This is a genomic window from Streptomyces sp. LHD-70, from assembly GCF_031157275.1.
GTDB lineage: Bacteria > Actinomycetota > Actinomycetes > Streptomycetales > Streptomycetaceae > Streptomyces.
In genome coordinates this window covers 42,627-56,802 of sequence record NZ_JAVIFW010000018.1, presented here as the reverse complement: position 1 = coordinate 56,802, position 14,176 = coordinate 42,627, and the positions used below count along the sequence as shown (strand labels likewise).

Here is a 14,176-nt window from a genome sequence, read left to right as displayed (position 1 = left end):
AACGCCGGGGCCGGTCGCCGGACCGGAACCTATCCTCGGACTGTCGGGCTGCTGCGAGCCGGGGAAGCCGGTACGGGGAGGGCACGGGGCCATGGACGAGCTTGCCGCTTCGGATCCGCGGACGATCGGCGCGTACCGGCTCATCGGGCGCCTCGGCTCGGGCGGGATGGGGCAGGTGTTCCTCGCCAGGTCGGCCTCCGGGCGCATCGTCGCCGTGAAGCTGGTGCGCGCGGAGCTGGCCGAGCAGGAGGAGTTCCGCGGCCGCTTCCGCCAGGAGGTCGAGACCGCACGGCAGGTCGGCGGGGCGTGGACCGCGCCCCTCCTGGACGCCGACACCGAGGCGGCCCGGCCCTGGCTCGCCACCGGGTACGTCGCCGGGCCCTCGCTGCACAGCGTGGTGGCCCACGAGCACGGGCCGCTGCCCGAGCGCTCCGTGCGCATCCTCGCCGCCGGGCTCGCGCACGCGCTGCGGGACATCCACGCCGCCGGTGTGGTGCACCGCGACCTCAAGCCGTCCAACGTCCTGCTCACCATCGACGGGCCGCGCGTCATCGACTTCGGCATCGCCCGCGCCCTGGAGACGGTGACCGACGGCGGGCTCACGCGTGCGGGCGCGCTCGTCGGCTCGCCCGGGTTCATGGCGCCCGAGCAGGTCCGCGGCGACCGGATCACCCCGGCCTGCGACGTGTTCTGCCTCGGCTCCGTGCTCGCGTACGCCGCCACCGGCAGGCTGCCCTTCGGCGCGGAGAGCAGCGGGGTGCACGCGCTGATGTTCCGGATCGCCCAGGAGGAGCCGGACCTGCGGGCGCTGCCGAAGCCGCTGCGGGAGCTGGTGCGGTCCTGCCTCGCGAAGACCCCCGAGGACCGCCCCTCCCTGGACGCGCTGCTGCTGCGCACCGGGGCGCACGACACGGTGGCCGACGGGCGCGCCCGCGAACCCTGGCTCCCCGGCACGCTGATCGCCCAACTCGGGCGGCACGCGGTGCGGTTGCTCGACGTGGAGGATCCGGCCGCGCTGGAGGTACGCGTACCGGAACCTCGGTCGCCCGCCGACGACGAGGTCGGCATCCGGGACGAGGTCGGCGCCCGGGACGAGGTCGGCGCCCGGGACGAGGGAACGGGCACGCCCTCTGCCCCGCACCCCCCGATACCCGGCCCCGGCCCCGACTCCACTACAGGCGCAGACACCGGCGCAGGCGCGGACACCCAGCCCTTCGGCGAGCCGCACGCCCAGGCCTTGTCCGGCCCGCCCCAGCCCTTCGGTTTCGGGCACCCGTCGCCCGATGCCGACACCGCCTCCGACACCGCCTCCGGCCCCGACTCCGGCGCCGAGCCCGAACCGTCGGCGCAGCGCAGTGGCCGGACCACGGCGTTCCTCGTCACGGTCGCCGTGGCCGTCGCGGTCGGTGCGGGCGGTTCGGTGTACGGGGTGATGAACGGCGAGGAGCCCGGCCGTACGGAACAGCACGGGAGCCCCGCGCCGACCGCGTCCAGCACGATCCCGCAGGCGTTCCTCGGCACCTGGCGGGACGAGGCCCAGGCGTCCGGCGGCCCCGTCACCCGCACGCTGACCCTCACCCGGGGAGCGCGCGGCGAGCGGGTCATGCGCCTGTCCAGCGAGGGCCCGAACCAGGACTGCAGCTGGACGGCGCGCCTCCGCTCCGCCGACCCCACCACCGTGACGCTCGGCCCGGCCACGCTCACGTCCGACGAGGGGGACAACTGCAGTCCGGGCCCGGCCCGCGAGCTCACGATGCCGGACGAGCGCACCCTCGTCGTCCGCCGACTCGACGAGGACGGACGCAGCGAGACGTACTCCCGTACGACCGGGCGGTGAACCTCCCGTACGACCGGGCGGTGAACAGCAGGCGACAGCAAGGGAGTTGATCGCCCGGGGCGCCCATCGCGCTCGTAGCGTGCCCTCGTGGATGACTGGCTCAGCACCGAGAACGTGATCGCCGTCGGCACCGCCCTGCTCGGTGTCGTCGCGACGCTCGTCACCCTCTGGATCGAACGCCGGGTGCCGCGCCGCAAGCGGATCGGCTACCGCGTGCAGATGGACACCCCGATCGGCAGCGACGAGGGCGCGGGCCGCGCGAACGTGCGCTTCGGCGTGTTCAACGAGGGCCAGATGACGGACGCCACCCTCGTACTGCTCCGGGTCGAGAACGACGGCTCGCAGAGCATCGCCGGGGACGACTACACCGGACGCGAACTGCACGGCCTCACCGCCGAGTTCAGCGATCGCGCCATCCGCGGCATAGCGGTCACCCAGCCCGGCGAGTCCGGGCACCTCATGGAGCACTTCGCGCCCGCGCTCGGCATGGTGCACCACGAGTCCACGCTGCGCATCCCGCGCGTACCGCTCAACCCCGGCGAGCACTTCAAGCTGCTCGTGCTGCTCACCGGCGGCCATGTCGGCGACGGCATCACGATCACCGGCGGCATCCGGGACGGCAAGGTCCGCCCCAACCGCAGTACGACGCCCGACGACACCCCGCCCCTGCTCAGCCGCCCCGCGAAGCTGCTCGCCGGGCTGCTCACGCTCTCTGTGATCGCGCTCTCCACGCTGATCGTCGTCGGCGGCAACCGGCCGCCGATGGGCTGCGCCCAGGGCGAGTTGACGGTCGTCGGGTCCACCGCATTCAAGCGGGTCGCCGAGGAACTGGCCGACAAGTACGAGAAGGACTGCCCCGGTTCGGACATCACCGTCGACGCGCACGGCAGCGCACCCGGTATCAACGAACTCGCCGAGGCGGGCGCGAAGGCGGACGCGTCGCCCGCCCTGGTCGCGTTCTCCGACGGGCCGAAGCCCAGCGGCCATCCGCAGCTGCGGGAGAACCGGGTCGCCGTCTCGTCGTTCGCGATGGTCCTCAACGACCGCGTGCCGCTGAAGAACCTCTCCCTCACCGACCTGCGCCGCCTCTACCGCGGCGAGGCCCGCACCTGGCGCGACCTCGACCCGAAGCTGCCCGCCCTGCCGGTCGTCCTGGTCAGCCGCAACGCCAACTCCGGTACGCGCGCGGTGTTCCAGCGCCGCATCCTGCGCGGCTTCGAGGTGGCCTGGTCGTCCGCCGACTGCCGCACCAAGGACAACCCGAAGGTCTCGGTCGTGCGCTGCGAGGTCGACGGCACGGAAGAGGTCCTCGACTACGTCGCGGACATCCCTGGCGCCATCGGGTACTCCGAGCTGCGCTCCACCTCCGTACCGAAGGGGCTGCACCGGCTCAGCCTGGACGGGGCGGCGCCGACGATCGAGGGCCTCGCGGACTCCCCGTACCCGTTCCGGGAGATCGAGCACGCCTACACGTACGGGCAGCCGCCCGCTGACTCCCTCGTCTCCAGCTTCCTCAACTACACCCTGCGCGGCAGCGGCCAGGACGTGATCCGCACCCACGGCCATGTCCCGTGCGCCTCGCCGGAGGGCCTGCGGGCATGCGGTGACGGCCCGGCGATCGATCCGTGACCCGGAGTCCTTAGGCTGCGGGGATGACGCAGGGGGACAGGACGCGAGGGGACGGTCCGCGAGGGGACGGTCCGCAGGGGGACGACGACCACGAGCCGGTGTTCAAGAAGAGCCCCTGGGGCACGAGCCGGTACGTCTACAACCTCAACAACCCCGTCGGGCTCTTCCTCGCCCTCGCCAGCCTGGTGTTCGCCGGGGTCATGGTGATGCTGATGGAGACCGACTCCGGCCCCTTCGAACCCCCGAAGGAGACGCCGTGGAGCCCGCCGATCGACGAGAGCCCGACGTACGACTTCGGGCCGCCGCCGGAGGACGACGCCACGGAGTCCGCGTCACCGTCGGCGTCCCCGTCCCCTTCGGACATCCCGAGCCCGACGCGGACGCCGGATCCGACGCCGACCCCGACGCGCAGCGTCACGCCGTCCCCCACGCTCAGCCTGGGCGACGGCATCAACGGCGAGGGTCGCCCCCACTGAGAGTCGGCCCAGACCGAGAATCGGCCCATACCGCGAGTCGGCCCAGACGGAGAATCGGCCCCAACTCCCCTGATCCCCAGCCGAATCGGGGAGATCGTCCACTACAGTCGAACGAGTGGACGCGCTGACAACCGAAGATCCGCCCCGCATCGGCCCCTACCGGCTGCTCGCGCGGCTCGGTGCGGGCGGCATGGGTCGGGTGTATCTCGCGCGCTCCGAAGGCGGGCGCACGGTCGCCGTGAAGGTCGTGCACGCCGAGTTCGCCGGGCATCCCGAGTTCCGCCGGAGGTTCACCCGCGAGGTGGCCGCCGCCCGGCGCGTGGGCGGGCAGTGGACCGCACCCGTCCTGGACGCGGACACCGAGGCCGAGACGCCCTGGGTGGCGACCGGTTACGTACCGGGCCCCGATCTGCACACCGTCGTCTCGCGGAACCACGGGCCGCTGCCCGAGCCCTCCGTCCTCGCCCTGGCCGGCGGCCTCGCGCACGCGCTGCAGGCCATCCACGGCGCCGCGCTCGTGCACCGCGACCTCAAGCCGTCCAACGTCCTGCTCACCGTCGACGGTCCGCGCGTCATCGACTTCGGCATCGCCCGCGCCCTCGACCCGGCGGTCGACGGGATCAGGACGCACACCGGTGCCGTCATCGGCTCGCCCGGCTTCATGTCGCCCGAGCAGGTGCGCGGGCAGCGGCTCACGCCCGCGTCGGACGTGTTCTGCCTCGGCTCGGTCCTCGCGTACGCGGCGACCGGGCGGATGCCCTTCGGCACGGCCGACAGCGGGATGCACGCCGTGATGTTCCGGATCGCTGAGGAGGAGCCCGACCTCACCGCCGTACCCCCCGGGATCCTCCCCCTCGTACGGGACTGCCTGGCCAAGGCGCCGGAGCAACGGCCCACGGTGGACGACCTGTTGGCGCGCACCGGGGGCGCGGCGATCGGGCCTGGCAGCGCCTGGCTCCCGGGCTCGCTCCTCGCCCAGCTGGGCCGGCGCGCCGCCGAACTCCTCGACGCCGACGCCCCGCCCACCCAGCTCGACCCGCCCCCGACGCGGCTGCCCACCCCGACCCGGCTGCCCACGCAGGCGGGGTCCGCCGTCGCGACGCGGGCCCCCAAGTCGCGTGCGCGGGTGGCGTGGGTGGCGCTCGGCACGGTCGCGGCCGTCCTCGCCGCGTCCGGAGTCGTGCTCACCCTGCGCTCCGACGACCCCCCGGGCGACGGCAAGCAGCCCACAGGCGACCGGAGTCAGGACGCCGACGGCACCCAGCCTGCGGCGCCGCGCATCGGCGGGGCCTGGGAGGGACTGGTACAGCACGCGGAGAGCTCCGTCACCGACGAGCACGAGTATCTGCGCGTCATCTTCGACCGGCCCGGAACCAAGGCCCACTTGGCGTATCTGACGCCCGACTCGTACTGCAAGGTCACCGCCGCCGTCGACCGGCAGGACGAAGACACGGTCACGCTGTCCTCGTTCCGCACGGTGAAGTCGGTGCGCCACCGGGACTCCGTCAGCAAGTGCGACCTGAACCAGGCCAAGAACCTCACGTTGTCCTCGGGCAAGCTGAGTTGGACGACCGGAGAGAAGTCCGCCGAGCTGAAGCAGACCCGCCTCTCGCCGCGCCCCATCCCGGACAAGTTCCTCGGCACCTGGAAGTCGGAGGTGTCCGGCACGCTGAAGATCAAGCAGGGGCCGGTGGGCACGAAGATCGCGACGTACAAGGGCTGGTCGATCGACTACCGCTGCAACGGCAGCGCGGAACTGGTCGACGCCACGCAGAACACGGTCACCCTGAGCCCTCTTGAGCTGGACCCGTCCACACCCCGGAACATCGGCTGCCCGCACAGCGTCCCGGAGACGCTCACCTGGAAGTCGGAGAACGAGCTGGAACTGCGCTACCCGGAGTCGATCGCGGTGCGGTTGACCCGGGTGGGGTGAGTCAGCGGACGTAGTCCTTCAGGGTCTCGGTGTCGAGGGGGACGCCGACGGGGTCAGGGAGGGTGATCTTCTCCCCGAACCGGTGGATGCTTCGGTGGCGGTAGTAGCCGTGCTCGGACTCCGGGCTGGAGTGCACGACGACAGTGCCCGCGTCCCGGTCCACGAGCAGGTACACCGGGATGCCCGCCCTGCACAGTGATCGCGAGGAAAAGCCGGTTGCGTACGCGGGGGTGAAGTCCTCCACCAGCATGTGGCGGCTCTGCTCGGTCATGAGCAGAAGCGTTGCCGAACACGGCGAAGGGGTGGGCGCCCTTCAGAGCGGCCCACCCCTTCGAGTGAACGTACGAACCGTACGAACCGAGTACGGCTCAGAGGAACGAGTTGATCTCGATCGTCTCGTCCCGGCCCGGGCCGACACCGATCGCGGAGATCGGCGCCCCGGACATCTCCTCCAGGGCCTTCACGTACGCCTGCGCGTTCTTCGGCAGGTCCGAGAAGGACTTGGCCTTGGTGATGTCCTCGGACCAGCCCGGCAGGTACTCGTACACCGGCTTCGCGTGGTGGAAGTCGGTCTGGCTGTACGGGAGTTCCTCGACGCGCTTGCCGTCGATCTCGTACGCCACGCAGACCGGGATCTGCTCCCAGCCGGTGAGGACGTCGAGCTTCGTGAGGAAGAAGTCCGTCAGGCCGTTCACGCGGGTCGCGTAGCGGGCGATGACCGCGTCGAACCAGCCGCAGCGGCGGTCACGGCCGGTGGTGACACCGCGCTCGCCGCCGATGCGGCGCAGGTCCTCGCCGTCCTGGTCGAACAGCTCGGTCGGGAACGGTCCGGCGCCGACGCGGGTCGTGTACGCCTTCAGGATGCCGATGACCCGGCTGATCTTCGTGGGGCCGACGCCCGCACCCGTGCACGCGCCACCCGAGGTCGGGTTGGAGGACGTGACGAAGGGGTACGTGCCGTGGTCCACGTCGAGCAGCGTGCCCTGGCCGCCCTCGAAGAGGACGACCTTGCCCTCGTCGATGGCGTTGTTGAGGAGCAGCGTGGTGTCCGCGACATACGGCTTCAGCTGGTCCGCGAAGGTCAGCATCTCCTCGACGATCTTGTCCGTCTCGATCGCGCGACGGTTGAAGACCTTGGTGAGGAGCTGGTTCTTCGTGTCGAGGGCCGCCTCGACCTTCTGCTCCAGGATCGACTCGTCGTAGAGGTCCTGGACGCGGATGCCGACGCGGTTGATCTTGTCCGCGTAGGTCGGGCCGATGCCACGGCCGGTCGTGCCGATCTTCCGCTTGCCGAGGAAGCGCTCCGTCACCTTGTCGACGGTGACGTTGTACGGCGTGATCAGGTGGGCGTTGCCGCTGATCAGGAGCTTCGAGGTGTCGACACCGCGCTCGTTGAGGCCGCTCAGCTCGGAGAGCAGCACAGCCGGGTCCACGACGACACCGTTGCCGATGACGGGCGTACACCCCGGCGAGAGGATTCCGGAGGGGAGCAAGTGGAGCGCGTACTTCTGGTCGCCTACGACAACCGTGTGGCCGGCGTTGTTGCCGCCCTGATAGCGCACCACATAGTCAACGGAGCCACCGAGCAGGTCGGTGGCCTTTCCCTTGCCCTCGTCACCCCACTGAGCACCGAGCAGCACAAGTGCGGGCACAGGCGTACACCCCTTCCGGGCGGGGCATGTCCAAGGTCAGGGGCGTGCACGAACGCTTGTCGTACGCGCACACCGGCGACCCTCATTGGCCGCACCCGTCGGACCGGTGCCCCGGAATAGACGAAGCCCCTGGCGCAATAGCGCAAGGGGCTCTTGCACAAAGATGCTACCCGAGGAAGGACCGAGGTGTCGGCTCCAGAGCCCGCCGGGCAGAGCGCGCAGCCGCTTCAGCCGCCCAATCCGCTCCTGGTGGTGATCGATCCGACGGCCCGCGCGGTCGACGGGGAGTCGGTCCGGATCGCGAAGGACGTGCTCTGCGCGGGCGCTTCCGGCGGCCCGGTCAAGGTCTGTCTGCCGGACGGCCCGGAGGAGTTCGCACGTGCCCTGACCAGGCGCGGCTCCCGCAGGCCTGTGGTGGTGGGCGACGACCGCGCGCTGCTCCGTGCGGTCGGTGCGCTGCACCGCGAGCGCGAGCTGTCGGCCGCGGCGCTCTCCCTGGTCCCGGTGGGTACGGCGACGGGGCTCGCGCACGCGCTCGGGGTGCCGTCGGGCACGGTGGCCGCGGCCCGCGCGGTCCTCGACGGCTCGCCCCGGCGGCTCGACCTCCTTGTGGACGACAGCGACGGGGTGGTGCTCGGCCGCCTCGCGATCCCGGCGGTGGCTCCGGAACACGCCTCCCTGAACCGGTCCGGTTCCGGAGGGGCGGGGGGCTCGGGGGGCCCTGGGGATGGGTCGGGGGCGGGGTCGGGTGCGGGGCCAGCGGAGGGCTCGGGTTCCGGATCAGGTTCCGGCTCGGGTTCCGGATCAGGTTCCGGATCAGGTTCCGGTCCGGGGGCGTTGTTGCGTACGTGCCAGTCGCTGATGCGGACGCTCGTACGGCCCTCGCCCTCGGTGCGTGCGGCGCCGGGGCCCGCGCGGCTGCGGGTGGAGGCGGACGGGGTGACGCTCGTCGACCTGGACCAGCCGGTCGTGGGGGTCTCGGTGCGGCCGCTGCGGGGCGGGTTCGCGCGGGTCGAGGTGTGGGCCGTGGGCGCGGAGTCGCCGGTGCGGGCGCACGCGCGGGCGGTGACGGTCTCGGGCCCGGACTTCCGGTACCGCGCGGACGCGGTGACCTCCGGGCCGGTCAGGGCCAGGACGTGGACGGTGCGGCCGGAGGCGTGGGCGCTGACGTTGCCCTGAGGGCGCTGCGGTCCCCGCGGCCCTTCAGCGGTCCCCGTACAGCTCCTCGCGCCGTTCGCGCCAGCGCTCGAGGAGGAGGGGCAGTTCCTGGCCCACGAACTCGAAGAACGCCTGCGTCTCCGCCATGCGCCGACCGGCGGGCGTCTGGGCGCCGAGGCTGTTGACGCCTTCGCGCAGCGCCTCCTCCCAGCGCTTCATGATCTGGTCGCGGTTGGCGAGCGCCTCGTACCACTGGTTGTTGTGGACGCGGTAGCGCTCGCGGCGGGTGCCGGGTTCGCGTTCGCGGGAGACCATGTGCTGCTGGCTGAGGTAGCGCACCGCGCCCGACACGGCGGCAGGGCTGACCTGGAGCTGTTCGCCCAGTTCCGCCGACGACATGGCGCCGGCGTCGGAGGAGAGCAAGGCGGCGAAGACGCGGGCGGGCATGCGCTGGATGCCCGCGTCGACGAACACGGCCGCGAAGTTCTCCACGAAGCGTGCGACCGCCTCTTCGTCCCGTTCCGTACCGGCCGGCTGGCCCATGCCCCGATCATCTCCCCTGCTCATCGCGTCCTGCCGAGTTTATACGCTTCCTTAACTTCACAAATTTGTGAAACTACCGTACGTTCAAAATCATGACGAAGGCAATCACCGTCTCCGGACTGCACAAGTCCTTCGGACGGACACACGCGCTCGACGGCCTCGACCTGGACGTCGAGACCGGTGAGGTCCACGGCTTCCTCGGGCCCAACGGCGCCGGGAAGTCCACCACCATCCGCGTACTCCTCGGCCTGCTGCGCGCCGATTCGGGCGCCGCCCAGCTCCTCGGCAAGGACCCGTGGAGCGACGCGGTCGAGCTGCACCGCCGCATCGCGTACGTCCCCGGCGACGTCACCCTGTGGCGCAACCTCAGCGGCGGCGAGGTCATCGACCTGTACGGGCGGCTGCGCGGCGGCCTCGACAAGGCGCGGCGGGCCGACCTGATCGAGCGGTTCGAGCTGGACCCGGGCAAAAAGGGCCGCACCTACTCCAAGGGCAACCGGCAGAAGGTCGCCCTGGTCGCGGCCTTCGCCTCGGACGTGGACCTGCTGATCCTGGACGAGCCGACCAGTGGGCTCGACCCGCTGATGGAGGAGGTCTTCCAGGACTGTGTCGCCGAGGAGCGCGACCGGGGCCGCACCGTCCTGCTGTCCAGCCACATCCTCAGCGAGGTCGAGACGCTCTGCGACCGCGTCTCGATCATCCGCAAGGGCGCCACCGTCGAGACCGGCTCCCTGGCCGACCTGCGGCACCTGACCCGTACGAGCGTCACCGCCGAACTCGCGGGCGCCCCGAACGGCTTGGGCTCCCTGCCCGGCGTGCACGATCTCGACGGCGGTCCGATCGAGGGGGGCCGGGGGCACCGGGTCAAGCTGCAGGTCGACTCGGACAAGCTGGACGCGGTGCTGCGCGCGCTGACCGAGTCCGGCGTGCGGTCGCTGACCAGCACGCCGCCCACCCTGGAGGAGCTGTTCATGCGGCACTACCAGGACGATGTGCCCGGTGCCCGCGCCGGACGGAACTCCGAGAAGGCGATGGCGCGATGACCGCCGTGACCCCTGTCGCCGTCCCGCCGAGGGTGCGCGGATCGCGTCAACTCGCGGGCACCGGAGCCCTGTTGCGGCTCGCGCTGCGCCGGGACCGGGTGATGGTGCCGCTGTGGGTGCTGCTCATCGGCGGCACCACGGCGAGCGCCACGAACACCCTCGGCCAGATCTACGACACCCCCGCCGAGCGGGCCGGGGTCGTCACGTCGATGGCCGCCAACAGCTCTCTCCGCTCCCTCTACGGGCCGGTCTTCGACGACTCCCTCGGCGCGCTCGTGAGCTGGCGCTATCTCGCGTTCATGGCCGCGTTCGCGGCGCTGATGAGCCTGCTCGTGGTCGTGCGCCACACCCGCGAGGAGGAGGAGACCGGCCGGCAGGAGATGCTCTCCGCGGCCATGGTCGGCCGCCGGGCTCCGCTGACCGCGTCGCTGCTCGTCGCGCTGATCGCCAACACGGGTATCGCGCTGCTCGTCGTCCTCGGTCTGGCCGGGGAGGCTCTCGGCGGTGCGGTGGCACTCGGCCTCGGCATCGGCGGCGTGGGCATGGTCTTCGCGACGCTGGCCGCGGTGTGCGCCCAACTCACCGAGACCGCACGGCTCGCCAAGGGCCTGACGGCCGCCGGGCTCGGCCTCGCCTGGGTCCTGAAGGCGGCGGGCGACGCGGCCGCGGACGACGGTTCGCATGTGCTGACGTGGCTGTCGCCGGTGGGCTGGGCGGAGAATCTGCGGGCCTTCGGCGGGGAGCGGTGGTGGGTGCTGCTGCTGTTCGTCGGTGCGGTCACGGTGCAGGCCGTGCTCGCGTACGTACTGACCGGGCGGCGGGACATCGGCATGAGCTTCATGCCGGCCCGGCCGGGGCCTGCCGAGGGGCGGATCTCCACGGCGGGCGGGCTCGCGTGGCGGCTGCAGCGGGGCAGCCTGCTCGGCTGGGGCATCGGATTCCTCGTCACGGGTGTGATGTTCGGCGGGATCACCGAGGGTGTCGCCGATCTGGTCGGGGACAACGAGCAGACCAAGGAGTTGCTGGCCCGGATGGGCGGCCAGTCCGGGATCACCGACTCCTTCCTCGCCGCGATGATCTCGATGCTCGGCATGATCGCCGCGGTGTACGTGGTGCAGTCCGTGCTCCGGCTGAACGGCGAGGAGACCTCGCAGCGCGGTGAGCCGGTGCTGGCGGGCGCGGTCGGCCGGGTGCGCTGGGCGGCGGGACATCTGCTGATCGCGTTCGGTGGTGCGGCCCTCCTGATGGTTCTCGCGGGCCTCGGTCTGGCCCTCGGCTACGGCGAGCGGGCCGGGGCGATCCTCGGCGGCTGCCTGGTCCTTGTCCCGGCGATCTGGCTGATCGGCGCGGTCGCGGTGCTGGTGTACGGGCTGGTGCCGCGGGCGGCCGTCCTCGGCTGGGCGTACGCGGGCCTGTGCCTCGGGCTCGGCTGGCTGGGAGCGGCGTTCGACCTGCCGGAGCGGGCGATGGACGTCTCGCCGTTCGAGCACCTGCCCCGGTTGCCGGGCAACGCGATGGAGTGGGGCCCCTTCGGCGTCCTCCTCGCGCTGACCGCCGTGGCCACGGCGGTCGGGTTGGCGGGGCTGCGACGCCGGGACATCCAGACAGGTTGAGCCCGGCCCCGCTACGGCGGTCGTGCGGCGCCCCGGGCCTGTGGCGGAGTCCCCCCTTCGCAGGCATGCACCAGTCTGTCGAGGCCCCGGTGGCGGAGGCGACAGTTCCGCGAGCGCGCCACCCGAACGAGTGATCGAACCTACGAAGGCGTCACCAGGCGGGCCTCGTACGCGAACACCGCGGCCTGTGTGCGGTCTCGCAGGCCCAGCTTGACCAGGATCCGGCTGACATGGGTCTTGATCGTCGACTCGGCGACGACCAGGTGTGCGGCGATCTCCGCGTTGGAGCGGCCCTGGGCGATCAGGACCAGGACCTCCGTCTCGCGTTCCGTGAGGTCGCCGAGCTGGGTGACCGCCGGGGCCTTCGACTCGGCCGCGCCGAGCTTCGCGAACTCGGAGATCAGCCGCCTGGTGACCGTCGGCGCGAGCAGGGCCTCGCCGGAGGCCACGACCCGTACGCCGTCGGCGAGTTGGCGGGCCGAGGCGTCCTTGAGGAGGAAGCCGGAGGCGCCGGCGCGGAGGGCCTCGTAGACGTACTCGTCGAGGTCGAAGGTGGTCAGGACCAGGACGCGGGTGTCGGTGTCGGCGGCGACGATCTCGCGGGTGGCCTCGATGCCGTTCAGCTCGGGCATCCGGATGTCCATCAGGACGACGTCGGGCCGCAGTCCGGCGACCTTCGCGACCGCCTCGCGGCCGTTCACCGCCTCCCCGACGACCTCGATCCCCGGCATCGCGCCGAGCAGAACGGAGAAGCCCTCGCGGACCATCATCTGGTCGTCGGCGATCAGCACGCGGATGCGGTCCGCGCCCGTGCCGTCTTCGGTGCCGGTCATACGGAACGCTCCTCGGCCTCGCCCCGCACGGGCAGGAACACGGTCACCTCGTACCCGCCGTCCTCCGCCGCCCCCGCCGTCATCTCGCCGTCGAGCATCGCGACCCGCTCCCGCATGCCGGTCAGCCCGTGCCCGGCGCCGGGAGAGGCCTTCAGCAAACCGGTCGGCGGGCCGTTGACGATGCGCAGGCCGAGGCCGCCGAGGACGTACGAGACCTCCACCTTGGCGGTGGCGCCGGGTGCGTGCCGCAGCGCGTTGCTGAGGGCCTCCTGCACGATGCGGTACGCGGACAGCTCCACGCCCTGCGGCAGCGCGCGGGCCGCGCCGGTGACGGCCTGGTCGACGGTCAGTCCGGCCTCGCGGACGTTGTCGAGGAGCGCGCCGAGGTCGGCGAGGGTGGGCTGGGGCGCGTCGGGGGCCTCGTAGTCCTCCGCGCGGACGACGCCGAGGACGCGGCGGAGTTCGGTGAGCGCGGCGACCGCGTTCTCCCGGATCGTGGCGAAGGCCTGGGCCAGCTCCGGCGGCGGGTTCTCCACCCGGTACGGGGCGGCCTCCGCCTGGATGGCGACGACGGACATGTGGTGGGCCACCACATCGTGCAGCTCGCGGGCGATGGTGGTGCGCTCTTCGAGCAGCGTCCGCCTGGACCGCTCGACGAGCGTCACCTCCTCCTTGGCGACAACCTCACGCTCCTTCGCGACGACCTCGCGGCGGGCGGAGGACCAGCCGCGTAGCGAGGTGGCGGTGGCCAGGCACAGTCCGGCTAGGAGCGGCATCGCCACCGGCGCGGCGGAGTCGCCGTTGAACCCCGCGAGGAGCACCGCGAAGACCACGGTGACTCCCCACATCTCCGCCGCGACACGGGGCCGGGACCGCAGCGCCACATGCACCATCACGGCCAGGTGTGCCAGGAATCCGGCCCACGTCCAAGGGAAGAGCGCCGTGAGCGACATGGGTACCGCGAGCAGGGTCAGCGCGAACGACAGCCAGAACGCGGCCACCGGCCGGAACAGCGTCAGCAGCACTGGGGCCACGGCCAACAGGGCGGTGAAGAGGCCCTCGATGAAGTCCCGGTTCGGCATCCATGCCCCGGCGAGGAAGACGAACGCGGCCGCCAGGAGGGTCCCCGCGTGCGGCAGCCAACGCGCGGACCGGCGCCGGGACTTCGGTATCAACCGCAGCAGCCGACTGGTGCCTTCGCCCTCCACGACGAGCGGCTCCATCGGCCGGAACGCGAACGCCCCGGTCAGCAGGTCGCTACGGAACGCCTGCAGAGCGGCGCGGAGCAGTCCGGCCTCGGTGGGCAAGGGCTGGGTCGGCGAGGTCTGGGTCGCCTGGGTCGTCTGGGTCACACCGAAGACGGTAGGCGCCCCCGGAACGCCGGTCGTCACCCCAGCTACGGATCTCCGGGGGTCCTTCTCAGGGACTACGGGTCCCTCCTGGCCCCACTCCAGCCCCT

Annotated in this window: 11 protein-coding genes and 1 pseudogene; 7 read left to right on the top strand and 5 right to left on the bottom strand. The window is 72.0% G+C overall.

What is annotated here, in order from left to right:
* Nucleotides 1-91: 91 nt before the first annotated feature.
* From RCO28_RS29720 to RCO28_RS29705, 4 genes are all read left to right on the top strand, one after another.
* The gene (locus RCO28_RS29720) at nucleotides 92-1,837 is read left to right on the top strand and encodes a serine/threonine-protein kinase (protein ID WP_308944388.1); all 1,746 of its coding nucleotides are present in this window, start codon (nucleotides 92-94) and stop codon (nucleotides 1,835-1,837) included.
* A gap of 87 nt (nucleotides 1,838-1,924) precedes the next feature.
* A complete protein-coding gene (locus tag RCO28_RS29715; RefSeq protein ID WP_308944387.1) occupies nucleotides 1,925-3,466 on the top strand; it encodes a substrate-binding domain-containing protein in 1,542 nt (513 codons plus the stop codon).
* Nucleotides 3,467-3,489: 23 nt separating this feature from the next.
* Nucleotides 3,490-3,942 carry a hypothetical protein gene (locus RCO28_RS29710; protein WP_308944386.1) on the top strand — a complete coding sequence of 151 codons (453 nt, stop codon included), beginning with the start codon at nucleotides 3,490-3,492 and terminating at the stop codon, nucleotides 3,940-3,942.
* 115 nt (nucleotides 3,943-4,057) lie between these two features.
* Entirely contained in the window at nucleotides 4,058-5,875 is a 1,818-nt protein-coding gene (locus RCO28_RS29705) for a serine/threonine-protein kinase (RefSeq protein WP_308944385.1), read from the top strand.
* Nucleotide 5,876: 1 nt separating this feature from the next.
* On the opposite strand, the pseudogene RCO28_RS29700 reads toward RCO28_RS29705, so the two are convergent.
* Together RCO28_RS29700 and RCO28_RS29695 are read right to left on the bottom strand one after the other, a co-directional pair.
* Nucleotides 5,877-6,062 (bottom strand): annotated as a pseudogene (locus RCO28_RS29700) (Uma2 family endonuclease); the annotation flags it as partial.
* 181 nt (nucleotides 6,063-6,243) lie between these two features.
* Complete coding sequence (locus tag RCO28_RS29695) at nucleotides 6,244-7,527, bottom strand: adenylosuccinate synthase (RefSeq protein ID WP_308944384.1); 1,284 nt, start codon at nucleotides 7,525-7,527, stop codon at nucleotides 6,244-6,246.
* Nucleotides 7,528-7,713: 186 nt separating this feature from the next.
* Here RCO28_RS29695 and RCO28_RS29690 point away from each other — a divergent pair, with 186 nt between their 5' ends.
* Nucleotides 7,714-8,706, top strand: a complete 993-nt coding sequence (locus RCO28_RS29690) for a diacylglycerol kinase family protein (RefSeq protein ID WP_308944383.1) — start codon at nucleotides 7,714-7,716, stop codon at nucleotides 8,704-8,706.
* A 24-nt stretch (nucleotides 8,707-8,730) separates the two neighbouring features.
* Here the strand turns inward: RCO28_RS29690 and RCO28_RS29685 are convergent, their stop codons facing one another.
* Nucleotides 8,731-9,228, bottom strand: coding sequence for a MarR family transcriptional regulator (locus tag RCO28_RS29685; RefSeq protein ID WP_308944382.1), 498 nt, complete (start codon nucleotides 9,226-9,228; stop codon nucleotides 8,731-8,733).
* A gap of 92 nt (nucleotides 9,229-9,320) precedes the next feature.
* On the opposite strand from RCO28_RS29685, the gene RCO28_RS29680 reads away from it, so the two are divergent.
* On the top strand, nucleotides 9,321-10,271 hold the full coding sequence (locus RCO28_RS29680) for an ABC transporter ATP-binding protein (protein ID WP_308944381.1): 951 nt from the start codon (nucleotides 9,321-9,323) through the stop codon (nucleotides 10,269-10,271).
* Entirely contained in the window at nucleotides 10,268-11,884 is a 1,617-nt protein-coding gene (locus RCO28_RS29675) for an ABC transporter permease (protein ID WP_308944380.1), read from the top strand. The genes RCO28_RS29680 and RCO28_RS29675 overlap by 4 nt, the downstream gene beginning before the upstream one ends.
* Before the next feature lie 140 nt (nucleotides 11,885-12,024).
* Here RCO28_RS29675 and RCO28_RS29670 read toward each other — a convergent pair whose 3' ends face one another.
* Both RCO28_RS29670 and RCO28_RS29665 read right to left on the bottom strand, forming a co-directional pair.
* The gene (locus RCO28_RS29670) at nucleotides 12,025-12,717 is read right to left on the bottom strand and encodes a response regulator transcription factor (RefSeq protein WP_308944379.1); all 693 of its coding nucleotides are present in this window, start codon (nucleotides 12,715-12,717) and stop codon (nucleotides 12,025-12,027) included.
* Entirely contained in the window at nucleotides 12,714-14,108 is a 1,395-nt protein-coding gene (locus tag RCO28_RS29665) for a sensor histidine kinase (protein ID WP_374991277.1), read from the bottom strand. Before RCO28_RS29665 ends, RCO28_RS29670 begins: the two co-directional genes overlap by 4 nt.
* Nucleotides 14,109-14,176 lie beyond the last annotated feature (68 nt).